Origin of the sequence: Nocardia arseniciresistens (genome assembly GCF_046764875.1) — a bacterium.
In the GTDB taxonomy this organism is placed as follows: domain Bacteria; phylum Actinomycetota; class Actinomycetes; order Mycobacteriales; family Mycobacteriaceae; genus Nocardia; species Nocardia arseniciresistens.
On sequence record NZ_JBKORD010000009.1, the window covers coordinates 138,018 to 161,807 of the forward strand.

General features: G+C 65.3%; 25 protein-coding genes and 1 pseudogene. 12 read left to right on the forward strand and 14 right to left on the reverse strand.

Annotated elements, in window-relative coordinates; genetic code table 11:
* Positions 1 to 18 precede the first annotated feature (18 nt).
* Both ACLMAJ_RS18225 and ACLMAJ_RS18230 read left to right on the forward strand, forming a co-directional pair.
* Positions 19 to 429 (forward strand): nitroreductase family deazaflavin-dependent oxidoreductase, encoded by a 411-nt coding sequence (locus ACLMAJ_RS18225; RefSeq protein ID WP_412014918.1) that lies wholly within the window; start codon positions 19 to 21, stop codon positions 427 to 429.
* Between the two features lie 226 nt (positions 430 to 655).
* Complete coding sequence (locus ACLMAJ_RS18230) at positions 656 to 2,053, forward strand: hypothetical protein (protein WP_412014919.1); 1,398 nt, start codon at positions 656 to 658, stop codon at positions 2,051 to 2,053.
* Here the strand turns inward: ACLMAJ_RS18230 and ACLMAJ_RS38035 are convergent.
* The 3 genes and pseudogenes from ACLMAJ_RS38035 to ACLMAJ_RS18240 all read right to left on the reverse strand — a co-directional run.
* Positions 2,054 to 2,146 (reverse strand): annotated as a pseudogene (locus tag ACLMAJ_RS38035) (IS982 family transposase); the annotation flags it as partial. It lies immediately after the preceding gene.
* Positions 2,147 to 2,377: 231 nt separating this feature from the next.
* A complete protein-coding gene (locus ACLMAJ_RS18235; protein ID WP_412014920.1) occupies positions 2,378 to 3,751 on the reverse strand; it encodes an FAD-dependent oxidoreductase in 1,374 nt (457 codons plus the stop codon).
* A 90-nt stretch (positions 3,752 to 3,841) separates the two neighbouring features.
* Positions 3,842 to 4,702 carry an SDR family oxidoreductase gene (locus tag ACLMAJ_RS18240; protein WP_412014921.1) on the reverse strand — a complete coding sequence of 287 codons (861 nt, stop codon included), beginning with the start codon at positions 4,700 to 4,702 and terminating at the stop codon, positions 3,842 to 3,844.
* A gap of 374 nt (positions 4,703 to 5,076) precedes the next feature.
* Between ACLMAJ_RS18240 and ACLMAJ_RS18245 the strand changes: the two genes are divergently transcribed.
* Positions 5,077 to 6,462 (forward strand): bifunctional lysylphosphatidylglycerol flippase/synthetase MprF, encoded by a 1,386-nt coding sequence (locus ACLMAJ_RS18245; protein WP_412014922.1) that lies wholly within the window; start codon positions 5,077 to 5,079, stop codon positions 6,460 to 6,462.
* Between the two features lie 8 nt (positions 6,463 to 6,470).
* Here ACLMAJ_RS18245 and ACLMAJ_RS18250 read toward each other — a convergent pair whose 3' ends face one another.
* From ACLMAJ_RS18250 to ACLMAJ_RS18265, 4 genes are all read right to left on the reverse strand, one after another.
* Positions 6,471 to 6,995, reverse strand: coding sequence for a P-loop nucleotide/nucleoside kinase family protein (locus ACLMAJ_RS18250; RefSeq protein WP_412014923.1), 525 nt, complete (start codon positions 6,993 to 6,995; stop codon positions 6,471 to 6,473).
* A gap of 21 nt (positions 6,996 to 7,016) precedes the next feature.
* A complete protein-coding gene (locus tag ACLMAJ_RS18255) occupies positions 7,017 to 7,139 on the reverse strand; it encodes a hypothetical protein (protein ID WP_412014924.1) in 123 nt (40 codons plus the stop codon).
* Positions 7,140 to 7,295: 156 nt separating this feature from the next.
* The gene (locus tag ACLMAJ_RS18260; RefSeq protein ID WP_412014925.1) at positions 7,296 to 8,597 is read right to left on the reverse strand and encodes a hypothetical protein; all 1,302 of its coding nucleotides are present in this window, start codon (positions 8,595 to 8,597) and stop codon (positions 7,296 to 7,298) included.
* Between the two features lie 199 nt (positions 8,598 to 8,796).
* Positions 8,797 to 9,228, reverse strand: a complete 432-nt coding sequence (locus ACLMAJ_RS18265; protein ID WP_412014926.1) for a MarR family winged helix-turn-helix transcriptional regulator — start codon at positions 9,226 to 9,228, stop codon at positions 8,797 to 8,799.
* Between the two features lie 103 nt (positions 9,229 to 9,331).
* Here ACLMAJ_RS18265 and ACLMAJ_RS18270 point away from each other — a divergent pair, with 103 nt between their 5' ends.
* A complete protein-coding gene (locus tag ACLMAJ_RS18270) occupies positions 9,332 to 10,207 on the forward strand; it encodes an NAD(P)H-binding protein (RefSeq protein ID WP_412015065.1) in 876 nt (291 codons plus the stop codon).
* Between the two features lie 124 nt (positions 10,208 to 10,331).
* Here the strand turns inward: ACLMAJ_RS18270 and ACLMAJ_RS18275 are convergent, their stop codons facing one another.
* Positions 10,332 to 10,979 (reverse strand): pentapeptide repeat-containing protein, encoded by a 648-nt coding sequence (locus tag ACLMAJ_RS18275; RefSeq protein WP_412014927.1) that lies wholly within the window; start codon positions 10,977 to 10,979, stop codon positions 10,332 to 10,334.
* Positions 10,980 to 11,193: 214 nt separating this feature from the next.
* On the opposite strand from ACLMAJ_RS18275, the gene ACLMAJ_RS18280 reads away from it, so the two are divergent.
* Complete coding sequence (locus ACLMAJ_RS18280; protein ID WP_412014928.1) at positions 11,194 to 12,030, forward strand: glutamate ABC transporter substrate-binding protein; 837 nt, start codon at positions 11,194 to 11,196, stop codon at positions 12,028 to 12,030.
* A 226-nt stretch (positions 12,031 to 12,256) separates the two neighbouring features.
* Here the strand turns inward: ACLMAJ_RS18280 and ACLMAJ_RS18285 are convergent, their stop codons facing one another.
* Entirely contained in the window at positions 12,257 to 12,904 is a 648-nt protein-coding gene (locus tag ACLMAJ_RS18285) for a TetR/AcrR family transcriptional regulator (RefSeq protein ID WP_412014929.1), read from the reverse strand.
* A gap of 155 nt (positions 12,905 to 13,059) precedes the next feature.
* Between ACLMAJ_RS18285 and abc-f the strand changes: the two genes are divergently transcribed.
* The 5 genes from abc-f (at position 13,060) to ACLMAJ_RS18310 (ending at position 19,245) form a co-directional block, all read left to right on the forward strand.
* Positions 13,060 to 14,667 (forward strand): ribosomal protection-like ABC-F family protein, encoded by a 1,608-nt coding sequence (gene abc-f, locus ACLMAJ_RS18290; protein ID WP_412014930.1) that lies wholly within the window; start codon positions 13,060 to 13,062, stop codon positions 14,665 to 14,667.
* Between the two features lie 65 nt (positions 14,668 to 14,732).
* On the forward strand, positions 14,733 to 15,371 hold the full coding sequence (locus ACLMAJ_RS18295; protein ID WP_412015066.1) for a CatB-related O-acetyltransferase: 639 nt from the start codon (positions 14,733 to 14,735) through the stop codon (positions 15,369 to 15,371).
* Complete coding sequence (locus ACLMAJ_RS18300) at positions 15,368 to 16,570, forward strand: macrolide family glycosyltransferase (RefSeq protein WP_412014931.1); 1,203 nt, start codon at positions 15,368 to 15,370, stop codon at positions 16,568 to 16,570. Before ACLMAJ_RS18295 ends, ACLMAJ_RS18300 begins: the two co-directional genes overlap by 4 nt.
* 113 nt (positions 16,571 to 16,683) lie before the next feature.
* Entirely contained in the window at positions 16,684 to 17,850 is a 1,167-nt protein-coding gene (locus tag ACLMAJ_RS18305) for a serine hydrolase domain-containing protein (RefSeq protein WP_412014932.1), read from the forward strand.
* Positions 17,851 to 18,138: 288 nt separating this feature from the next.
* A complete protein-coding gene (locus tag ACLMAJ_RS18310) occupies positions 18,139 to 19,245 on the forward strand; it encodes a baeRF11 domain-containing protein (protein ID WP_412014933.1) in 1,107 nt (368 codons plus the stop codon).
* 13 nt (positions 19,246 to 19,258) lie between these two features.
* Here the strand turns inward: ACLMAJ_RS18310 and ACLMAJ_RS18315 are convergent, their stop codons facing one another.
* Genes ACLMAJ_RS18315 through ACLMAJ_RS18325 form a run of 3 tightly spaced genes read right to left on the reverse strand, consistent with a single transcriptional unit; the run spans position 19,259 to position 20,847 of the window.
* Positions 19,259 to 20,203 carry a helix-turn-helix domain-containing protein gene (locus ACLMAJ_RS18315; protein WP_412014934.1) on the reverse strand — a complete coding sequence of 315 codons (945 nt, stop codon included), beginning with the start codon at positions 20,201 to 20,203 and terminating at the stop codon, positions 19,259 to 19,261.
* Positions 20,127 to 20,645, reverse strand: coding sequence for a DUF6879 family protein (locus ACLMAJ_RS18320; RefSeq protein ID WP_412014935.1), 519 nt, complete (start codon positions 20,643 to 20,645; stop codon positions 20,127 to 20,129). The genes ACLMAJ_RS18315 and ACLMAJ_RS18320 overlap by 77 nt, the downstream gene beginning before the upstream one ends.
* A complete protein-coding gene (locus ACLMAJ_RS18325; RefSeq protein ID WP_412014936.1) occupies positions 20,626 to 20,847 on the reverse strand; it encodes a hypothetical protein in 222 nt (73 codons plus the stop codon). The genes ACLMAJ_RS18320 and ACLMAJ_RS18325 overlap by 20 nt, the downstream gene beginning before the upstream one ends.
* A 272-nt stretch (positions 20,848 to 21,119) precedes the next feature.
* Between ACLMAJ_RS18325 and ACLMAJ_RS18330 the strand changes: the two genes are divergently transcribed.
* The gene (locus ACLMAJ_RS18330) at positions 21,120 to 21,458 is read left to right on the forward strand and encodes a hypothetical protein (RefSeq protein ID WP_412014937.1); all 339 of its coding nucleotides are present in this window, start codon (positions 21,120 to 21,122) and stop codon (positions 21,456 to 21,458) included.
* On the opposite strand, the gene ACLMAJ_RS18335 is transcribed toward ACLMAJ_RS18330, so the two are convergent.
* On the reverse strand, positions 21,418 to 22,056 hold the full coding sequence (locus ACLMAJ_RS18335; RefSeq protein ID WP_412014938.1) for a maleylpyruvate isomerase family mycothiol-dependent enzyme: 639 nt from the start codon (positions 22,054 to 22,056) through the stop codon (positions 21,418 to 21,420). The two genes, ACLMAJ_RS18330 and ACLMAJ_RS18335, sit on opposite strands and share 41 nt — an antisense overlap.
* A 68-nt stretch (positions 22,057 to 22,124) precedes the next feature.
* Between ACLMAJ_RS18335 and ACLMAJ_RS18340 the strand changes: the two genes are divergently transcribed.
* A complete protein-coding gene (locus ACLMAJ_RS18340) occupies positions 22,125 to 23,045 on the forward strand; it encodes a MerR family transcriptional regulator (protein WP_412014939.1) in 921 nt (306 codons plus the stop codon).
* 47 nt (positions 23,046 to 23,092) lie between these two features.
* Here ACLMAJ_RS18340 and ACLMAJ_RS18345 read toward each other — a convergent pair whose 3' ends face one another.
* Positions 23,093 to 23,728, reverse strand: a complete 636-nt coding sequence (locus tag ACLMAJ_RS18345; protein ID WP_412014940.1) for a LysE family translocator — start codon at positions 23,726 to 23,728, stop codon at positions 23,093 to 23,095.
* Positions 23,729 to 23,790 lie beyond the last annotated feature (62 nt).

Genomic DNA, 23,790 nt, shown 5'->3' on the forward strand with positions numbered 1-23,790 from the left:
CCGAACAGACGGGACAACATGAACGACTTCAATGCGCAGATCGTCGACGAATTCCGAGCGAACGATGGCAAGGTCGGTGGCATGTTCGAGCAGGCGCACATGGTGCTCATCACCACCACCGGCGCAAAATCGGGACGACAGATCCTCAACCCGCTCGTCTATTTGCCCGACGGCGAACGGATCGTGATCATCGCCTCCAACGGCGGCTCGGACAAGAACCCCGCCTGGTACCACAACTTGCGCGCGAACCCGGCGCTCACCGTGGAGATCGGCACCGAGAAGTACCAGGCCAAGGCAGAGTTCGTCACCGGAGCCGAACGCGACGCGCTCTACGCGCGGATGGTCGAGATCCTGCCCGGTTTCGCCGAGTACCAAGCCAACACCGACCGCGTCATCCCGGTCGCCGTGGTCTATCGCCAAACCGCCTGACGCCTGATGGGCGCAACCGTACGCCGTACGCGCTCTAGATGATTGATTCCGACCACCGCCGAATTTGGTGACCCTGGACGACTTCCCGCAAACGGGGAGGGTGGTTTGTTCTGGTAAGGGCAGGATGAGCCGACGAAGATCAGGATCTTGCCTCGGTATCGGCGCGTTGACTTACCGCAAGCCACGACAGCGACAAGGTCGTTATTTAGGCGACAGGAATACCACCGTGGCACAAGCGGTTTACGAACATTCTGCACTGAAGCCAGACGGTGAGTTCTCGGCCTGGGTACTCGACGTGCTTCCCACTCTCGGCTCTCGTGTCATCGCGGGCTCATTGGACGCGTTCGCCTTCACCGGCCTTGCTAACCAGGCACTTGCCCACTTGCCGTCGGCGGCCGACATCGACGTCGGCGCCGCCCGACGACTGATCGTCGAGTTGGGCATTATCGGATCCTCGGTCGCCTGCTACTGCCAGCAGCAGGATTTGGACCTGGCACGGCACGATCCGGGCCACAGCCTACGAGGACTCCGAGTCGGCGCAAACGGGACACCGTTCCGGGCCTACTTCAATGCCCTCGTCACCGGTTCGGGTACCGGCCACCCGAATCGGGATGCCTATGCGTCCCTGATCCGTTGGAACGCGCCGGAGATGAGCGCATATTCGGGCGGCAGCCGCATCTGCACAGAACCCAGCGTGTTCGATGACGGCCATATTCGCACCTACACCGCAGAGATCGGCGAAACGCTGATCATCGAGCTGTTCAAGCGCTGTGAGACACTCGAACTGGCCGCCAATGTGGCCCTGCAACCGATATGGACCGGTGGGACATCCACCATGGGCCACGGTGAGCTCGCCGAGCGATTCGCCACGGCACGGCTGATGCTGGCAGGTGTTCGGCGGCTATTACTGGACTTCCATCGAGGCGACGACCGCGGATCTCTGTCAGTGGCTCACTTCGTGGATGTCTTTCGCCAGTATGCGGTGCACTGGGACCAGGGTGATGTCCCGCCGAGCGGCCCACAGGACGTTCAGTTCATCCTGCGCGACCTGATGACCGGCATCCAGATGCCCGGCTACACGCGCCACGTCGAGCGGATACACGCCGGGTTGCTGGCGAGCGAGCGGCAGGTAGTCACCGAGGCCGCGGCACGACGTTCGCTGCCCAGGGTCTTGCTGGACGAGGCCGGACTCTGCACGGCAGACCTGAACGCCCTGCCCGACCCCGAGGTGGCGGCGACGCTAGGTCGGCATCCATCACTCGGCGAGTGCTACCTGCTGCTAGAGCTGAACGCGCGATTGTCGGCGGCCCACTTGATGGTTGCGAAGAAGTATCTCTACAAGCCCAGCCGACAGCGCGACGAGGCCGGAGCGGCCGTCCCGGCCCCCGTCCCGAACGACAAGGGCATCACCGAGCTGACCGAGTCCGCTCTCGACATGCTCAACCGGGCCCGCCGCCAACATGTCATGGCCGGGATCGGCCGGTGGCGCGCAGGCGAAGTCGCTGCGTTGTGCGGGGCCGCCGTCCAGCCCGATATCTCGATGCCCGATGCCCTCGAGTTGTTCGTGCCCGGCGCGAGATCACGCGCAGTCGCGCCGGATGCGGAACACCTCCAGCGACGATAAATACCGCCAGAAAAAGCGAGAATGCGAAGCGCAGTAACCGTATTCGGCCCAGCCCGTCAGCTCCGAGCGACGCACCGTTTCCTTCGACCGGCCGGAGCGAAGGCGCTGGTACGCACTAACGCAAGGCCGGAGCGAAGGCCGAGGTACGCACTCGCGCACGGCCGGAGCGAAAGCCGAGGTACGCACTCGCGCACGGCCGCAGCGAAAGCCGAGGTACGCACTCGCGCACGGCCGCAGCGAAAGCCGAGGTACGCACTCGCGCACGGCCGCAGCGAAAGCCGAGGTACGCACTCGCGCACGGCCGGAGCGAAGGCGGAGGTACGCCTAACCCCGCTGTTGGACGGCCGTGACCGCCTTGCGCGCGGCCACCAGCACGGGGTCCCATACCGGCGAGAAGGGCGGCGCGTAGCCGAGATCCAGTGCCGTCATCTGCTCGACCGTCATGCGCGCGGTGAGCGCGACCGCCGCGATATCCACCCGTTTGCCCGCCCCTTCCCCGCCGACGATCTGCACCCCGAGCAGGCGTCCGGTGCGACGCTCGGCCAACATCTTCACCGTCATCTTCGCGGCGCCGGGGTAGTAGCCCGAACGGCTGGTCGACTCGATAATCACCGTCACGTACTGCAAGCCTGCCGCGCGAGCTTCCTTCTCGCGCAACCCGGTTCGGGCGACCTCCAGATCACACACCTTGCTCACCGCGGTGCCGACGACGCCCGGGAACGTCGCGTATCCGCCGCCGATGCCCGAGCCGATGATCTGGCCGTGTTTGTTGGCGTGCGTGCCGAGTGCGATGTGGCGTTCCACACCGGATACGAGGTCGAGTACCTCCACACAGTCACCGCCCGCCCAGATGTTGTCCTGGCCGCGCACCCGCATCGCCAGATCGGTGAGCAGGCCGCCGTGCTTGCCCAACGGCAGACCCGCGGTCGCGGCGAGGGTGGTCTCCGGGTGCACGCCGATGCCGAGCACCACCACATCGGCGGGATACTCGGCGTCCACGGTGACCACCGCATTCACCCGCCCGTCGGGGCCGGTACGGATCTCGGTCACCTCGGCCCCGCTGACGATCTCGACGCCCATGCCACACATCGCGGTACGCACTAGCGCGCCCATATCCGGGTCGAGGGTGGACATCGGTTCGTCGCCGCGATTGACCATCGTGACGGCATAGTCGCGCTTGATCAGGGCCTCCGCCATCTCCACACCGATGTAGCCCGCACCGATCACGACGGCCCGCTTGCCTTCGGTCCGGCCGAGGGTTTCGATCAGCGCCTGGCCGTCGTCCAGGGTCTGCACACCGTGCACACCGGGTGCGTCGATCCCCGGCAGCGGTGGCCGGATCGGCCGCGCGCCGGTGGCGATCACGAGTTTGTCGTAGTCCGTCCATGATTCGGCGCCGGACTCCAAGTCGCGGGCGCGCACCCGGCCGCCCGCGACGTCGATCTCCACGACCTCGGTCCGCATCCGCAGATCGATAGCCCGGGACCGATGTTCCTCGGGGGTACGGGCGATCAGATCGTCGCGCTCGGACACATCCCCCGACACCCAGTACGGGATTCCACACGCGGAGAAGGAGGTGAAGTGCCCACGCTCGAAGACGACGATCTCCAGTTCGTCGGCACCTTTGAGCCTGCGTGCCTGCGACGCCGCCGACATGCCCGCCGCGTCGCCGCCGATGACAATTAGTCGCTCACTCATACCGGCCACGCTACGGCGGTCCCGGCACGCAAGATCAACTGGTCAGCGCTGTCGCGCTCGCGCACCACCTGATAGCTCAGTTGGCATCGATCAGCGTGTGCCGACCTCGACTTCCTGGTCGAGATAGCGATTCATCGCCCAGTTCATGCCGCGCATGGCGAGGTTGTAGGAGGGTGGGAAGTATCGCTGTGCCCAGTGCCCGACCCGGATATCGGCCGAGGTGTAGACCAGATACCGATTGCGTTCCACGCCGCGCACGATGGAGCGCGCCGCGGCGTCGGGAGTGACAGCGTGGCGCATGAACAGCCCGATGGCGCGCTGCATGGTGGCGTCGGCGCGATCGACACCTGCGATATCGACGCTGTCGACCATCGGTGTCGCCATCGCGCCGGGAACGGCCAGACTGACACCGATGCCGTGGCGGCGCAGATCGAAACGCAGTACCTCCGAGACACCGCGCAGACCGAATTTGCCCGCGCTGTACGGCGCGTGCCATGGCAGGCCGAACAATCCCGCGGCCGAGGACACATTCAGCAGGTGACCGCCGCTACCCGCCTCGATCATGCGCGGCACGAACTCCTCGATCACGTGGATCGGGCCCATCAGGTCGATGTCGATGGTCCGCCGCCACTGCGTGTGGGTGAGCCGGTCCACCGCGCCCCAGGTGGCGATACCCGCCACATTCATCACGATGTCCACGCTGTCGACCTGTGCGTGGGCCTCGGCCGCCAGTGCGACCACGGCGTCGTAATCACTCACATCTGCAGGCGCCGCGAGGTGCACGGTGCCGCCCTCGGCCTGCACCTCGGCCGCGGTCCGCCGGAGTCCTTCGGCGTCGATATCGGTCAGAATGACCGAGGCGCCCTTGGCCGTGACCGCCAGCGCGATGCTGCGACCCAAGCCGCTTGCGGCCCCGGTGATCAGGCAGCTCTTGCCGCCGAACTTCGTCATGGGTCATGACGATAGGCGTAAGTGAACAGTGTTGTCTATAGATCGTCCCGCACTGTCTCGGACACGAGGTCAACAGCGGTGATTCAGCATTTGCCGCAGCCATCGCTCGATGGGCGGTGACCAGGACCGCGTCCCGTTCGCGCACGAGGAACGGGCTATCTCCGGCCGCGCGGATCATGGCGCTGACCCGCCCCGGAACACGCTTCGCGCGCGGCACCGACAAAAACCGTTTCCGTGGCGAAGGAATGTTCGGGATCCTGTCACGTGTTCGGCATAGTGTGGGTTGGTACGGGATCATAGGGAGGACCATATGGGGAACCTGTTCGTGAGCGTGCCGCGGACGCGGGCCCGACTAGGCCTGATCGGGTACGGGCGTGACTGAGGAGCGGCAGACGGCGGCGCGAAGCCTGACCACGCTTGCCGGGTACCGGCAGACCACCTTCAGCGCGACGCCCGCGGTCCGGCCCATTCTGACCATCGCATTGCTGCTGCTGAGCGCGGTGCTGGTGTACGAGGCGGGGTTGGCCGCGCAGGACGGCGTCAACCGCGGCTGGTTCATCGCCGCGTCGATCGCCGGATTGTTCGTGGTCCGCGGTCTGCACCTGCGCAGGCCGATCACCTTGCCGCATCTCACGATCGCGGTGTTCGTGCTCGCCGCGGCCAATACCGCCTACCGCGCTTCCCATCCCGGCTTCGGATTCGTCTTCCTCGCCTCGACCGGCTTGATCCTGATGCTGCCGCAATCGAGCAGGCCGCAGCCACAGCAGCTGTATCGGGTGGCCGAGTTGGTCGGGCGCACCGAGCGCGATCCGCTCGCCGCATTCGCACTACATTCGTCGAAAAGCTACTTCTTCAACGCGAACTCGTCCGCGGCGATCGCCTATCGCACCCGATTCGGTATCGCGGCGGTAGCGGGCGATCCGATCGGCGAGCGTGCCGCGTTCGCCGAATTGCTCTCGGAGTTCTCCGAATTCGCGGCCAACAACGGTTGGCGGATCGCGGTGCTCGGCGCGAGTCCCGAACTGGCGGCACTGTGGCGGTATCGCGCGATCGAACATCGCGGGCTGCGTGCCATCCCGGTCGGGCGCGATGTGGTGATCGAGGTGGACCGTTTCGCGATGGTCGGGCGCAAGTACCGCAATCTGCGCCAAGCCGTCAGCCGCACCCACAACTTCGGCGTGAGCACGCAGGTGCTCAGCGAAGCCACCCTGAGCGAGCCGCTGCGCGCCGAGTTGCTCGCGATCGTCGACGACTGGCATCACGGCAGGCAAACCCGCGGCTTCTCGATGATCCTCGATCACCTGCTCGACGGCCGAAACCCCGGCATCCTCGTCGTGATCGCCCGCGACAGCGACGGGCGAGTCGCCGGGTTCCAGCGCTATGGCGTGTCAGACCGAGGCCGCGAACTGAGCCTCGATGTTCCGTGGCGGCGCAGGGACGCTCCGAACGGCCTCGACGAACGGATGATCCTCGATTTGATCGACTACGCGCGCGAAGAGGGCATCCAACGCATCTCCTTGGCGTTCGCTCCTTTCCCGGAACTGTTCGCCGACAAGGACCGTTCCCGCACCGCCAGGCTGATCTATGTTCTTGTGCACCTTGGTGATCCCCTGATCCGACTGGAATCGCTCTACCGATTCCTGCGCAAGTTCCGCGCCATGTCCGACCAGCGCTTCGTACTCATCCGCTGGCGCGAGGTCCTTTTCGCCGCTGCGGCACTGCTGACCCTGGAGTTCGTCCCGCACCGCAAGGAGTACTGACAAGATGGTCAAGAAACTGCGGCGAGCTTGATTCGTTCCGCGAGCTCGGCGCAGTCGACCGGCTGGGTCGTGTCGACGACGACGGTGGGCAAAAGTCCGAGTGGCTCTGCCCGCTCGGCCCATATCGCCCAGTCGTCGGCCAGGAGCCGTTCGTCCTGATGCAGCGCGGCACGGCGCCTGCTCGCGTAGCGGGCCTTCGCTACCTCGGCCGGGATGTCGCACCAGACTTCCACAGCACAGTCGGCTCTGGTTCGCTCGATACCGGCCTCGGCGAATTGCAGGTCGCGTGGTTTGAACCACCACGAGTCGATGACAACAGTCTCCGGCGTTGCCCGCGCCAGCGCCCACAGCGCGTCCATCGCGATCCCGCCGATTGCGGGGATCGCGAGCGCATTGTCGACGCAACTGGCCAGGGCCTCTTTCACGATGTCCTTCGACAGGAATTGAGCACTCAGCGTGTGAGCCAATGACCGGCCCAACGTTGACTTGCCCGAGCCCGGCAATCCGTTGACCAGCACCAGAAGTTTGTCCACCGAGACATCATGCCGGAAGACTCATTGATCTCGAATGGACCGACCTGGCCACGGCGGCAACGGTTTCCGATGCTGCCGGTGCGCTCGGTCTGCGGGATCGGTCTCCCTCGCGAGGAATCCACGGCGCTCCAGCCGATCCACCATGCCGGTGACGTTGGTCTTGTCGCGAGCAGAGCCGCAAGCGAAGAGTTGGTTCGCGTGCTGGCCAAGGAGCTCGGCCCACGGGGCATCACGGTCAACAGTCGGGTGACTCGGGTCGTCAACCGTGCATCGGGCCGCCCAACCCGGGTGCGAATCGGATCAATGATCGTCGTTGAGTGTGGACAGGTAGGAGCCGGGCTTCGGGATGAGATGGCGGCCGTCGAGTAGGACGCGGACGCGGATGCGGCCGGTGGAGGTTGTGTGGGGCGCCTCGATGGCAACCGATGTGGTCACCGGGAGTGCGAGGAACTGGGTGGCGAAGGGCATCGAGTCCGAAAGGTCCCAGACCGATCGCACCGACCACGCTCCATGGTCGTGATCTTGCAGGCAGCTGACCATCCAGCCGGAGAAGTCCGGGTCGTCGGTTTCCTCACGGCTCAGTACCAGCGCGGGCATCGTCTCGTTTACGCATTCGGCAACGGCCACATACTGCTCTTCGGCCGGGAACATCAGCCGTCGTGCCAGGCCGAGGCTTGCCGCGACCTCTTTGTGGTACCACGTGTCACGCAGGGTCTGTTCGACATGTTCGTCCCAGGTATCGGCGTCGACCCGTTCTTGCAGGCCGAGCATCCCATCGGCCCGCTCGATAACACGCAGGGTCCGCCACCCGACGCGGATCGTCTGACCGGGTTCGAACCGAGTTCCCACGGCGATCGAATCTTGCAGATCGTCCAATATCCACTGCACCAATGGACCGGCAGCCCCTGGTATCGCAGGCTCGGTGAGGCGAGCAACGATCTCGGGATGCCCGTGCTGATCGCCTATCCCCGTACAATACAAACCCTCACCGATCTGGCCAATCGCAGAGTGCGCCATGGGAATAGGGGTGACTGCTATGGGTTCCGGACCGAAATACAGCCCATCGTCCGGGGTCAGCAGTGTGTCGTTGTGCGCCACCTCGGCCACAACACCGCCGGTCGGGCCAACCGCGTGACGCTCGATGACCAGCCCGGTCCCCGGTGGCAGAGCTAGAAATTGGGCGACGAACGGCAGCTTTGCCGATAGCTGAAACAACTCCATGAACGACCAGTCCGCGTGCTCGTGATCGTCTCCACAATTGGCTGCCCAGCCACCGTATTGCGGCGAGTCCGCACCGAGACGGTTGAGAATCAACGTCGAGGCTTCGAAAGCACAGGTCTGGACGGCTGTGATCTGATCCTCGGTGACGGAGTCCGGGTCCTCTGGCAAGCCGAGTTTCGCGGCGGCCTCGACCTGATACCACAGATCGCCCAGCGCCTGGTCGACGTGCTCTTCCCAAATATCCTCCGCGACACGCTCTTCGACCCCGAGCGTCCGATCATCACGTTCGATGATCCGTAGCGTTCGCCATCGGATTTCGATTGTCTGTCCGGGTACGAAACGGGTGCCATCGGCTACGGCATCCTGTAAATGGTCCAGCATCCAGCCCACCGTGTTGGGTGTTGGTGGTTCCTCTCTGAAAACCAGAGTGAACTCGGGGTGCCCGAAGCCAGCACAGGTTGCGGTACGAAAGCTTTGCACCCGATCCGTTCTAACATCGGCCAGGTCGACACCGCGGACCCTCGATTCCCAGTCCTGGGATGAACCTCGGTGCGCATGCCACCGACGCGTCGGTAGGCCCTCATACCCCGGGACCGTGCAAATTCGTTGCGGCGCGGTGGATTTTCGCCAGCGCGCTCAGTAGGTGAGCACGTTCGGCTTCGGTGAGATCAGCGGTGACCGCTTCCTCCAGCGATCGCCGCTCGGCCTCGACCGGCTCGCGGAGATCACGGCCCGCGGCGGTGAGCCAGAGGCGGACCAGGCGGTTGTCACGGTCGTCGCGCTGACGGATCAGTAGACCGGCGTCGGTCATCCTGGTGGCCATCTTGACGATGGTGGGTGTCGTGACGTTCGCCGCGGCGGCCAGTTCACCGGGTGTCTGTCCGTCCTGCTCCCACAGCGCGGCAAGGAGGTGGTTCTGTCCCAGGTGCAGCCCGTGCCGTCGCATGCCGGCGTCGGCCACCGCGCGCAAAGCCTTCGTTGTCTTGCTGTGTAGGTCCAAGAACTCGGGCATTGCGGTCTCCATGGTCGAGTGGCAGGTCGATTGACGGCTAATCATTAACCGGCTAACGTTCTGCTCCGGCAGTCGATAGTCGGCTAATGAACTGGGAGAAGTGATGATACTGATTACCGGAGGCACCGGAAATGTGGGGCGGGAACTGGTCCGCGAACTCGATGCGCGTGGTGCCGCATTCCGGATGCTGGTCCGCGACCCGGCGCGTGCTGCCGGGTTACCCGATCGCATCGCCCGCGTCGTCGGCGATCTGGATAAGCCCGACACTTTGCCGACCGCCTTCGATCGTGTCGACACCCTGTTTCTGCTGACTCCTGGCATCGGTACGGAGCAGACCACCCACGCGGTCGCGGCCGCGATACAGGCAGGCGTACGCCGCGTCGTGCACCTGTCCTCCATCAATGTGCTCGGGGATCCCATACCCGCGATGGGCAGTTGGCACCACGCGCGGGAGGAAATCGTCCGCGCCAGCGGCATTTCCGCCACGATCCTGCGTCCGGGCGGCTTCATGACGAACGCACTCGAATGGGTGGCGAGCATTCGCGACGAAGGATTCGTCCTCGATCCCGTCGGCCCCGGACGCTACGCGCCGATCGACCCCGCCGATATCGCCGCCGTCGCGGCGCGCATCCTGACCGAAAACAGCCATGAGAATACCGAATACGTGCTCACCGGCGCCGAGGCGCTCACAGTCACCGAGCAGGTGCGGACGCTCGCAACCGCGCTCGGTCGCACCATCGAAGTCCGTCCGATCCGCACACCCGAAGAAGCTGTGCGCTCCCGTTTTCCCAACGGCGCCCCCCCAGCCCTTGCTGCCGCCGTCGCCGAGGGGTTTGCGCTCATGCGCGCCGATACGGTCGGGCTTCGCACCGACACCGTAGAGCGAATGCTCGGCCGTAGGCCCCGGACTTTCGCCGCGTGGTGCGCGGCCAACACCGCCGCATTCCGTGGCGACGCCGCGAATACCTCTACTCGCTGAGACATAGTGCGGCGCAAGCATTCTCCACAGTCCACCGTACCTATCGGCCGAAACACCCGACCGTCAAGCCGGGAACCACCGAACGTCCCGCACCGTCGACGCGGCGGTGATACGCGGCGCGAGGTCAGCTGTCGACGACGTTGATGCCGATCGCGCGGGCGAAGTCGGGGGCCAGGTCCAGCAGTTGACGGCTGCTGATCGTCGCACCGCGCAACGCGTCGAGGCCGTCAGCGATGCTGATACTCACCGCGTCACGCAGGTCGAACTTCTTCAGGCGCGCGCTGTTCAACAGCAATCCCTGCACCACGGTTCCAGGGAAGGTCACATTGGTCAGCTCCGCGTCACCGAAATCGGTGTGCCGCAACACGCAATCGACAAACGACACGTCGCGGAACTTCGCACGACGGAAGTTCACCGAGTCGAACTTGCAGCCCTCGAACCGAACGCGCCGCAAGTTCGACCCACCCGCGTCCACCCCCGACATGGCACCCTCGACCAGCTCCGCGTCCTGCCATGACGTATCGGCCAATTCGGTACCGACCCAGCGCACATGGCGCATCCACACGTCCGAGAACCGCGAATACCGCATGCTGCCGCGAGTGATCGACATCGAGGTGAAAACCGTCTCGGAGAACCGGGCGTGGCCCGCTTCGACATCATCGATGTCCGCGCCGCTCACCTGTACGCAGTCGTAGTCGCCCTCCTGCTCGAGCCCACCTTCCAGCGGCTTCAAATAGCTCGCATAAGAAAGCTCTGCCAACTCGCGGGGCATCTCGCCCACCTCCCTGGTTCAGTCTTCGACGGCGAACACTGTCTACCAGGCGAGGCTGACACATCGGTGTGGCCCGACCTGCAGCGACCAATCAATTCCCACTGGAGGGAAGGCATTCGATACGGGCCTGGGATTCTGTCGGAAAGATGCGTGCCACCAACGTCCAAGCGTCCGACCGTGCCTGGCGGGTCACCACGAGAGAGAAGTGAATTCGATGAGGATCAACCGTGTGCTCCGCTTCGGCATAGGGGCGGTCGCCGTGGCCCTCGCTGCTACCGCCTGCGGTGGTGGCAGCGACACCGCGTCCGCAGCTGATCACGTGCGGGAGGGCAAACTGACCATCGGCATCAAGTTCGACCAGCCGGGTCTCGGCCTGCGCAACAAGGACGGCTCCTACAGCGGATTCGACGTCGAGGTCGCGAAGTACGTTGCGGGCAAGCTGGGCGTGAAGCCGGAAGCCATCACGTTCAAAGAGGCAGTGTCGACGCAGCGCGAAACGCTGCTCGAGAACGGTCAGGTCGACTTCATCGTCGCGACCTACTCGATCACCGACAAGCGCAAGCAGAGCGTCGACTTCGCCGGGCCCTACTACGTGGCAGGACAGGCCCTGTTGGTGAGGTCGGACAACACCGACATCGTCGGGGTCGAGTCGCTCAACGGCAATAAGAAGCTCTGCTCGGTCAAGGGCTCCACACCATCGCAGAACGTCAAGGACAATCACGCCAAGGATGTTCAGCTGCAGGAATTCGACACCTACTCGCTGTGCGTCGAGGCGCTGCGTAGCGGTTCGGTCGACGCGGTGACCACCGACGACATCATCCTCGCTGGTTACGCGGGGCAGGCGCCGGGCGAAATGAAGGTGGTCGGCGAGGCGTTCACCGAAGAGAAGTACGGCATCGGACTGAAGAAGGGCGATCAGGAGACCCGCAACAAGATCAACGACGCGATCGAGGAGATGTTCGCCGACGGTTCCTGGCAGACGGCGTTCGAGACACAGATCGGCCCACTCGAGGGATCGACCCTGACTCCGCCCGCTGTAGACCGATACTGAGTGAACTCGCCCCGGGGCCATGGGTGGCCCCGGGGCCGCTAGTCGAAGAACGGCTCGATGTCGGCGTCTGTGTCCTCAGGCAGCAGCCGATGCGCAAGGCAGGTCAGACGGATTGCCTCAGTGGACACTTCGACCCGGTGCAGGCTCGCTCCGAAGGTGCTCGCGTATCTCTCGGTGAAGATGCCGGAACTTCCGGTCGCAGTTCCCGAGATGTCCCAGAACTCGGTCAGTTGGCGCCGTTTGAGCGCTGGTCGATGAATGCGCCGGAGCACGCGGCCAGCGCGGCACTGGCGGCCGCGCGGTCGGGGAGGTGCGGGTCGGGTGGGGTGCGCAGGAGCACCAACTGGTGGTAGATCGGGGCGGTAGCAGCGATCAGCAGGGCACGCGCGTCGACGTCGGCCGGGAGCTCTCCGCGTCGGATCGCTCGCTGAATGATGATCTCGGACTGCGTGTATCGGTCCTCCCACAATCGCCGTAGGGCTCGGGCGGCCTCATCTGAGCGGAACGACACCGCGATCAGCGCCACCGCGATCGACGACTCCTCGGTCAGGGAATCCTGGATCTCCTGGTTGAGCACCGCCAGGTCGCCACGCAGAGTACCGGTGTCGCGGGGGTGCCACTCCATGTCGGTCGCCGCGTCGAAGACGTCGCTGAGCAGGCCGCCGACGTCGTGCCAACGGCGATACACCGTGGTGCGGTGCACCCCTGCGCGAGCGGCGACCGTATCCACGGTGAGTGCGTCGTAGCCGTGCTCGGTCAACTCCGCTCGGACCGCGTCGAGGACCTGATCGCGGATGCGGGCGGTTCGGCCACCCGGCCGGGACCGGGGCGCGGGAGGCGGGGATTCGCCCGATAAAGGGGGTAGAGAACTCAAAGTCGAAGTCCGGTTGCTCGATGGGGCAGGCTATGGCACCATGTTAACGCAACATACGTCGCACTAGTGAGGTTTACCGATGCTCATTCGAAGTGTTCACCCGGCCCTGCGGTCCCCCATGACCACGTCGTCCTCGAACGCTTCGGAGTGTGTACATGCCAACCCAGATCACCGCGCTCGCGGTCAGCAAGTCCTTCCATGGCAGGCGAGTACTCGATGAGGTGACGTGCTCGCTCGCCGCGGGTGAACGCACCGGGATCATCGGCGAGAACGGATCAGGCAAGACCACGCTGCTTCGTCTGTTCGCCGGGCGGGAACAGCCCGATCAGGGCGAGATCGTCATCCAGGCCGACGGCGGCGTCGGCTACCTGGCCCAGGACGAGCGGCTATCGCCACACATGACCGTCCAAGAGGTTGTCGACCGGGCCATGAGCGAGCTCCGCACGATCGAACAGCGGATGCGCCGTTCAGAGGCCGCGATGGCCGCGGACGATGAGTCCGGGATGGCCGAATACGGCGAGCTGACAACCATTTTCGAACTACGCGGCGGCTACGACGCCGACGCTCGGATGGAACGGGCTTTACACGGACTGGGATTGGGCCTGGTGGATCGCGACCGCACGATCGGCGAACTGTCCGGCGGCGAGCAGGTCCGGCTGCGCCTGGCCGCGGTGCTGGCGGCCGGTTCCGAAGTTCTGTTACTGGACGAGCCGACCAACCATCTCGACGACGATGCCCTGACCTGGCTCGAAGATCACCTGCGCACCCGTCGCGGCACCACGGTGATGGTCTCCCACGACCGGGTCTTTCTCGAGCGGGTCGCGACCAGCCTGCTGGAGGTCGACGCGGACCTCCAGCGCATCATTCGCTACGGCAACGGCTACTCGGGATTCCTGACCGAGAAGGCGGCGATGCGACAGCGGTGGGTGCAGGCTCACGCGCAATGGCAGTCCGACACCGACCGGCTCCGCGAGGTCGCCGCCACCAGCGCCCGCCATGTCGCACCGGGCCGGGCGATGAAAGACAACAACAAAATGGCCTACGACCGGGCCGGCGGACGGGTGCAGCAGTCGCTGGCCAGCCGGGTCCGCAACGCGGAGGAACGGCTGCGCCGCCTCCTCGCGGACCCGGTGCCACCGCCGCCGCAACCGCTGCGTTTCGCGCCCGCACTGCGGTCCGGCCGTGCGCGCGGCGTCGTGCTCGACGCTACCGACATCGCCGTCGCCGACCGGCTCGAACCGACGAGCGTCAGGGTCGCCGTGGGTGACCGTCTGCTGATCAGCGGTCCGAACGGGGCGGGCAAGACCACCCTGCTGCGCGTACTGGCGGGCATACTCGCTCCGGACAGCGGCGCTGTCGCCCGCCATGGCAGGGTCGGCTACCTTGCGCAGGACCCGCGGCCCGCCGAACTCGGAGACACGCTGCTGGCCGCCTTCGCCCGCGGTCGCACGGGTGAAGCCGATCAGCACGCCGAACGACTGTTGTCGCTGGGGCTGTTCGACCGCGTCCAGCTCACGACGAACGTCGCGAACCTGTCCACCGGGCAGCGCCAGCGCCTCGCCTTGGCTCGCCTGGTCACCGAACCTGTCGATGTCCTGTTGCTCGACGAGCCGACCAACCATCTTTCTCCGGGCCTGGTCGAGGAGCTCGAAACCGCCCTTGCCGAATACCGGGGTGCCCTCGTAATCGTCAGCCATGATCGTCGGATGCGCGCACGCTGGCGAGGCGCTCACCTCGCCCTACGGGCGTCGGCCTCCGTCTGAAGTCCTCGGATACCCGATCACCCACGCACCGAAGGAGTTTCGCTGTGCCCACCGAACCCGCCCCGATGCCCGCGGACCCGACCGTGCTGCACCCGATGCCCGGCCAGCCGCGCGTGGTGCTGCTGAAGCCGCTGGTCACCTCTCCCCTGATCGAGGTCGGGGAGTTCTCCTATTACGACGACCCGGACGATCCAACCGCGTTCGAAACTCGCAACGTGCTGTATCACTACGGGCCCGAGAAGCTGATCATCGGAAAGTTCTGTGCCATGGGCACCGGAGTGCGGTTCATCATGAACGGCGCCAACCACCGCATGGACGGTCCGTCGACATTCCCCTTCCCCACCATGGGCGGCTCGTGGTCGGAACACTTCGACCTGCTCACCGGACTGCCGAGCCGAGGGGACACCGTGGTCGGCAACGACGTCTGGTTCGGTAACGGCGCGACGGTGATGCCCGGCGTGCGGATCGGTAACGGCGCGATCATCAGCACCGGTTCCGTGGTCACCAGCGATGTACCCGACTACGGCATCGTCGGCGGCAATCCGGCCCGCCTCATCCGAACCCGCTACAGCGACGACGACATCGCCCGGCTGTTGGCGGTGGCCTGGTGGGACTGGCCCGTCGAACACATCACCGAACACATGCGAACGATCATGTCGGGCAGCATCGCCGACCTCGAAGCCGCCGCCGAGAACCTGAAATGAGCGAAACCCCTGTGCCTTCCAGTCCTGCACACATCTCGATGATCGGCATCCCCATCGTCAGCCACGTCCTGCCGAGCCTCGAGATAATCCGTGAGTTGGTGGCCCGCGGCCATCGCGTGACCTACGCCAACGACCCGGCCGTGGCCGACCGGATAATCGCAACCGGCGCCGAATTCGTCCCGTGCACCTCGGTGCTGCCGGTCGCCGACAACAATTGGCCCGACGATCCCATCGAGACGATGGACCTGTTCTTCGACAATGCCGTTCAAGCGCTCCCGCAGCTGCGAGCTGCCTACGACAACGACCGCGCGGACCTCTACCTGTACGACATCGGCGCCTACGCCGCGCGGGCCCTCGCCGAAGCGCAGAGCCGCCCGATAGTCCAGCTGTCACCCACATTCGTGGCATGGAAGGGCTACGACCAGGAGGTAGCAGCCCAACTTCGACAACTACCGGGTGCCGACATCTACCGGGCGAAGTTCGCGCAGTGGCTTGCCGACTGCGGTGCGATAACCACCGATGTGGATGACTTCTCCGGCCTGCCCGACCGAGCCCTCGCCCTGATCCCCCGGGCGATGCAACCGCATGCCGACCAAACCGACACCGACACGGTGACATTCGTCGGCCCCTGCTTCGACACCCGCAAGAGTGCGGAGAGTTGGGTCCGACCGCCCGGCGCAAAGAATGTCCTGCTGATCTCCCTCGGCTCGACATACACCCGACAACCAGAGTTCTACCGCCAGTGTCTGCTTGCCTACGGCGACCTGCCCGGCTGGCACGTCGTACTACAGATCGGAAAGCACACCGCCTCAGCGGAACTCGGCGAAATCCCGTCCAATGTCGAAGTGCACTCCTGGGTCGCCCAGCGAGCGATCCTGGAACAGGCGCACGCCTTCGTCACCCACGCCGGCATGGGCGGCTGCGGCGAAGGACTGCTGGCAGGCGTCCCGATGATCGCGGTGCCACAGGCCGCCGAGCAGTTCATCAACGCCGACCGGCTCGTCGAACTGGGTGTGGCCCGCCGCATCGACACCCCAGAAGCCACCGCCCAGAACCTACGGGCGGCCCTGCACGACCTGGTCACCGATCCGGAGGTGGCCCGCCGCTCGGCGCGGCTGCGCGCCGACGCGGGAGCCGAGGGCGGCACCATGAGAGCCGCTGACCTGATCGAGAACGTCGCGGTCAGCATTGCCGGCTGAGCTGGAATGATCACGGCAGCACCGAAACCCCGCGGTGTCCGCGCGGCGATCAGGACCGCGGGCGTTGGGGCGAATCAGGCCGCTCGGTCGGCTGCCGTGAGATGCTGGGCCGCATGGTGATCGAGGGAACCGTAGCTCCCGGATACAACGCGGTGCGCGAGGCATTCGCTGCGAACTTCGCCGAGAGAGGCGACGTCGGCGCGGCGGTGTGCGTGTATCTGGATGGAAAGCCGGTCGTCGATCTGTGGGGTGGGCTCGCAGATCCCGATGTCGAACGGCCATGGGAGCGCGACACCCTGCAACTGGTCTACTCGGCGACCAAAGGCGTCACGGCGACCGTGGCGCACCTGCTCGCTCAACGTGGACAGCTCGACCTCGACGCGCCGGTTACGCGGTACTGGCCGGAGTTCGCGGCCGCAGGTAAGGCGGACATCCCGGTGCGCTGGTTGCTCAGCCACCGCGCGGGTCTTGCCGCGCTCGACAAGCCGGTCCCCGTCGCCGACGCGCTGGCATGGCAGCCGATGGTTGCCGCGCTCGCCGCGCAATCACCGAATTGGCCGCCGGGCACCGCGCACGGCTACCACGGCAGGACCTTCGCCTGGCTTGTCGGCGAGGTGATCCGCCGCGCGACGGGGCACACTGTCGGCCAGATTCTCGCCACCGACATCGCGGGCCCCCTCGGCATCGACTTCTTCATCGGCCTGCCCGCGGCGCAACGTCCTCGCGTCAGTCGTCTCGTGTTCGCTCCCGCCATCGATACTTCGGCCATCCCCGAGGAGCTGATTCCCGAGGAGCTGCGCGCACTGGTCGCCGCGATGAAAGACCCTGATTCACTGGCGAATCGGGCTTTCCAGATCACCGATCCGCCCGACATCGACTTCAACGCCCCGGCCGTCCAGGCTGCGGAAATTCCGTCCAGTAATGGCATCGGCACCGCGCGTGGCCTGGCTCGGCTCTACGCATCGCTGGTGAGCGAGGTCGACGGAGTCCGACTCCTCTCCCCTGACACCCTGGCCGGCGCCATCGCGGAGCAGGCCAGCGGAATCGACCGCGTGATGATGCTGCCGGACCGCTACGCCACCGGCTTCATGCTTCCCACCGTCGGCTTCCCCCTCGGCGGCCCAACCTCTTTCGGCCACCCCGGCCGCGGCGGCGCCCTCGCCTTCGCCGACCCGCGGCGCCGCCTCGCCTTCGCCTACACCCCGAACTACATCATCGAAGGCGCACCGGACTTGCGCGCCCGCACCCTCGTCGAGGCCGTCGACGGAGCACTCGCCTGACATAGCGAAGTCGGCGCGCACGGTGGATTGCCGAGCAACTCCGACCTGGTCCTGTCATGACTGTCTCCCACCGACAGCAGCCCGAGGTTTGGGCGAGCGACCGTACTGTACTAGCCGGTCAGCCATCAATTCACGCAACACTCATTCACGTCTGCGCCTGTCGCCTCCGTGATCTAATGGTGTTAGCCGAATGAATGCTGTCGCCGTATTGCGGAGACCGATGAGCCCGCTCGACACGTCTCGCCAGGTGTCGCTGCGCTGATCCGACCAATAGACGTGGAGGCTGTCGTGCTGCATACCGATATCCCGAGCCATAGCGAAATCAAGGCGCTCGCGGGCGTCACGGACAACTGGTGTGTCTCGATCTACACCCCCACCGAGCCGGACACCGCGAACCCCGACCAGAATCGGATCGCTTTCTCGAACCAAGCCAGGCGGGCGCTCGACCTGGTCGCCGCCCCCGACGCGCGCGCCGCACTGGAGGAAGAGTTCGATGGCCTCATCGACGATACCGAGTTCTGGCGCTATCAGTCGCACACACTGGTCGTGCTCGCAACGCCAACGCGCATCCGTACATACCGGGTGCCCAACTTGCTGGGCGCCGCCGAATCAGTGGGCGATCGGTTCGACCTCAAACGACTCTTCCGCGCGGTGACCTTCCCGCAATCGGCCTTCGTTCTCGCCCTCGCCGAGGGCGCGGTCCGCCTGGTGGAAGTCAATGCCGATCGACCGGCACAGACCGTGCCGGTACCCGGTTTGCCGACCAGCGCTGCCGATCATGCCCGCAAGGCAAGCCTTGGCGATCGCGCACCCAAGGGTCGCGTCCAGGGCGATGAAGGCAGCAAGATGCGCGTACGCCAGTACGCCCGCGCCATCGACACCGAACTACGCACCATCCTGGCCGGGCGCGCTGTCCCGCTGATTCTGGCCGCCGCCGAACCAAGCGCCTCCGTGTACCGCTTGGTGAACAGCTACGACGTCCTGCTCGACGAGACCATCCCCGGCAACCCCGAACACACTTCCGACCAGGACCTCGCCGAGCGATCCAGGCAAATCCTGGACCGGCACTACGCAATGCAGCTGGCCGAACTGATCGAGTTGCTGGAGAAGCGGCGCAGCGAGGGCCGGGCGAGCACCGATGTTTCCGACCTTGCCCGAGCGGCGTCCGCCGGAGCCGTGGACACGTTGCTCATCGATATCGAAGCGTCGGTTCCCGGCACCGTATCCGACGACGGCGCAGTCAGTTTCGACGAACCGACAGCAACCGAAACCCCCGGAATCCTGGACGAGATCAGCCGCCGAGTCCTGCTCGCCGGTGGCCACATCCTCGCCGTGCGCGCAGATGACATGCCCGAGGGCGCCCAGATCGCGGGCCTGCTTCGATACGCACCGTAGACAACCAGCACGTCTAGGGCAGCTCCGGTGCTTCCGATGACGGTACTGTCCGATCGAGCTCACCCAATATCCCGACGATAAGACCTCGCGCGGCACGTCCGTATACAGCGGAACCCTTGAGCACCTCGAACATTCGCGCATACATGGCGCACTCCTGTGGCTGGGTGACCTGGATGCTCGCCGTGGGTGTTTCGAGTGCGACCAAGTCATCGTCGAAGATCCAGAATCCGGTCGAGCCGACGGCCGTGCGTTCGGTCATCAACGGGACGATCCCCAGCCAGATGTTCGGCTGTGACAATAATTCGAGGAGCCGACCGAGCTGCCCCGCTTGGGTTTCCGCCGTGCCGAACCAGGTGCGCAACGCCTGCTCTTCGAGCACGACGACGAACCGCTTGCCGCCACGCCGAATGACGCGCTGACGTTCCATCCGGACGGTCACCGCTTCCTCGATATCGTTCGGCGCGCCGAGGAACTTGGTCCAGAACGACAGCATCGCGGTCGAGTACTCCGCGGTCTGAAAGATTCCGGGAATGACGTTGTGCTCATAGATGCGAAAGACCTTGGTCTGTTCGTACTGCTGAAGTGTGTGCGCGCCGAGCACCCGTTTCATTCCGGCGCGGCTCTGCCTGCGGAACTCCAGATAGGACGAATCGACCGAACGCAGTGTCGCGATCAGATCGGGCACCTGGTCGTCGGCGACGCATGCGGCACACCATCGGCGGATGTCGTGATCGGTCGGCGCCTGGGCGCCGTTCTCGATCTTGCTGACTCTGGTCGGGTGCTGACCTGTCACGGTCGCCAACTCTCGTCCGGAGAGACCTGCGTCCTTGCGGATTTCCCGAAGCCTCCCGCCGAGCGCGCGTCGCGCCTCCTGAGCAGAGCTAGACGGGCTGATAGTCATGGTGCGGTATCGCCAGTTGCCACAGTGCATCGAAGGTGTTGCGGCACAATCGAACATCGTGCGGTTCGGTCGAAGCCATCTTGTCGATGGCAAGACCGTTGCCCGCGTAGATCAGGAACACGACGAGACGATCGTCGAACAGGTAGAAGTCGTTGCCGGGCATCGCGACCGACGACACCAATTGCCGAGGCGCCCATCGGATATCCTCGCCTGCCTCGACCATCGGCCACGCGATACTGTGTGACCAGCGCTGATAGTCACTGAGTGGCTCGGAGACGATCCGGACCCTCCGCACCGACCGCCCCGCCGAGCTGTGCAGGCGCACTGTCGCGCACCACCTTCGAAGCCACGCCAGATCATCCGGCTGACCTGCCGCCCATTTCGCCATGTGTGGAAGTTCGACCGCCGTTCCGTAGGCATCGCGCGCCTCCAAATGCACAGCTTCGCGCTCGAAATGCGTTAGTAGGCGGTCGAACTCATCATCCGATATCGACGCCACGATCTCCCTGCCCGAAGAACCGCATCATCCTGTCCGGGATCTCGACACACGTTTCACCCTTGGGAATGTCCATCTGAGCGAGAGCATCCGAATCGGTAACCACCCAACCCTGTACCACCCACGAATCTCGATCGGTTCGGTAGAGCGTGGGCGAACCGGCCGGATTCGAACCGGGATCCTTGCCGATGAACGTCAGCCGCATGATGCCCCCTGGCCTCGACGGTTGCGAAGAATTGCGTCGCGCGTTCATAGTGAACCGCACTGTCGCCGCACGTCAAGGGGCGTACGGACAGTCCCGCAACAAATCGCAACTGTGTTCCGCTTCGGCGCGGATGGCGCATACATTTTGCCTCGGCACCCGGCGTGGGGTCGATCCAGTGGGCACATCGACTTGCGGTGAGCCGCCGGTCGGTGACGAATGCCCGTTGCGCCGGGTGCCACCGAATTCACACACTCGTACCCGGGAGAGCAGCGATGAAGCCGAAGGCGATCGGATTTCTGCGCCGCGACGTTTCAGGCATCCGGCAGGGCCGCCACGAAATGGAAATCCGTTCGCGGGCACGCGAACTCGGCTACGACCTAGCCCGCATGGTCACTCTAGGCCCGTCGACCGATGCCATCGACCGGCTGATCGCGATGCTGCACCGCCTCAACGCGGCCGCAGTGATCGCGCCGAGCGCCGAACACGTCATCGATGCACGCGACAAACTATGCGCGGTGTGCGATCTGCTCACCGTCACACCACAGCAGACGTGGCCCGCCACCCGCCCCCTCACCGATTCGCCAGCAGCATCGCGACCCCCGAACCGCTGAGCTCGGCCACGGCAGCGGTGCGACCGGTTACCAGAAGCAGCAGAGCCGCGACCGGGCCTTCGATCGTCGGCCCACTCCCCGCTGCCCAGGCGGTGTCCGTCGCCACCAGGCGGTATCCGGTCCACTTCTTCGAGGCATGGAACGGGTAGCCCCTTCCCCATATTCGCTCGATTGCGACATGTGCGGCGGCAGTAGGCATATCGCGAGAGAGACCGAGCGGGATCGCGATGTCCTGGCCGTGGACGAGCAGATCCATCAGACGATCGGCGGGGGTTGTGCCGACCGGGGCGCGCCGAGAGTCGATGGTGGCGCGCATCTCGGCGAGCAGGCTGCCCGGCTCGGCACCGGCCGCGTGCCGAATAGCGGTATCGCGGCCCATCCGGGAGATGCTGCCGCGCGCCCGGATCAGATTGCCGATGATCGAGGCGGTGCTGGCTTGGACGGGCAGAATGAGGTGGGCAACGACGTCGCGGATGCGCCAGCCTTCGCAGAGTGAATCGTGGTTCCAGTCGGCATCGGCAAGGGTCGCGAGGAGATCGACGAGGGTGGCGCGTTCGGTCGCGACGGCGCGCCAGATGTCGTCTGCGTTCATGGTCATCGGGTGATGTCCTTCCGTATCGGTCGCTGTACGGTAGGAACTCCACCCGGGTGGAGGTTCAAGAGATTGTGACTGACGACACATGGCACCGCGGTCTGGTGAGTATCGGGGAACTGTCGCAACTGACCGGGGTTTCGGTCCGGACGGTTCGGTTCTATTGCGATAATGGGATTTTGGAGTCCCAGCGAACCACTGGCGGGCATCGGGTGTTCGATCCGACGACCACCGTCGACCGGTTGCTGCTGGTTCGTCGGCTGCGGGCGCTCGGAGTCGGTTTGGCGGCGATCGTCGCGGTATTGACAGGCGAACAAACGATCGCGGAGGCCGTCGCGGTCGAGCGAGCAGCGGTGGATGTCGAGTTCAGGGCAATGGCGTGGCGCCGCGCCTCCCTGCGGGCCGTCGAGGCGGCGGCGCCGTCCGAACGTGCGCATCGACTGGAGTTGCTTGCGGCGGTGCAGAGCGGACACGCCGCGCACGACGCGGTGGTGAGGTTCTGGCGTCGGATCCTGACGCCGTTGCCTGCGGACATGTTCGATGGTTTCGTCGCCATGAACGTGCCCGAGCTGCCGACGGACCCGACGCCCGAGCAAGTAGTCGGTTACGCCGAGCTGGTGCGATACGTCGCCGACAGCGCCTTCAATACCGTTGTTTCACAACAGATCTGGCACTCGAACCGGACTGTGGTTCGAGACAAGGTGGCGCTCCTGGTCGGTGTCGCCGAAGCGTGCACGATGGCCGAACCGTTTATCGGCACGGATGCCGATCCCGGCCACGTGCTCGACCGCTTCGTGGAGGCCCACGCGAGCGCCCGGGGCGAGCGGGACACACCGCGATTCCGTGAACGCCTCCTCGCGGACCTGCCCGCAGACAACCGGCGCATCCACCGCTACTGGCGGATCACCGGTGAGATCACCGGCGCACCGACAACAGGGAACGCGCAGCGCTGGCTGTACGACGCATTGCATCGGTCGACAAGCGCGGTGGTCTAACGGTCTGCGTGACAAACGTGCGTGCCCGGGCCTGTGGTGTCGAACCGTCAATGACTTCCGCTCAGCGCGACGCTGGCGCCGACACCGATGATCATCACACCGCCGGTGGTGCCGACTGCTTCGAGACGGCGTGGCGAACGAACGAACCACGAACGGGCCGTGCCCGCGAGAATGGCCCAGCAGCTGTCGGAGAGTACTTGGATGGCAAGGCAGATCGCTCCGAGGAGCAGCAGTTGCATGGGTAGGGCGCCGGACTCGGGGACCGCGAACTGAGGCAGCACCGCACCGAAGAAGACGTACGCCTTCGGGTTGGTGGCTCCTACGACAAATCCTTGGCGCACGATACGGCCCACGGGCGGATGCTCGGCGGCCGACTCCAATGCGGTGGCCATGTCCTTGCGGTCGCGAATCGCCATGACGCCCAGATAGATCAGGTAGGCAGCGCCGGCGATCTTGATGAAGGTGAACAGCATCGCGGATGCGGCGAGAATCGTGCCGAGCCCCAGCACGACGGCCATCAACGGCACAGTCGATCCCAATGTCGCACCGAGCACCGACAATAACGCGGGTCGCCGCCCGAGCGTCAACGCGCGCCCGACCGCGAAGAGCACATTCGGGCCGGGGATAACGATGATGACCAGCGCGGCGAGCACGAGTGCTGCGAGATGGGAAGGGGGAACCATCAGCGCAGCCTATTCCGACGACAGCACCTGGGATGGCCGAACGACTTTGCGCTGCTGGAAGA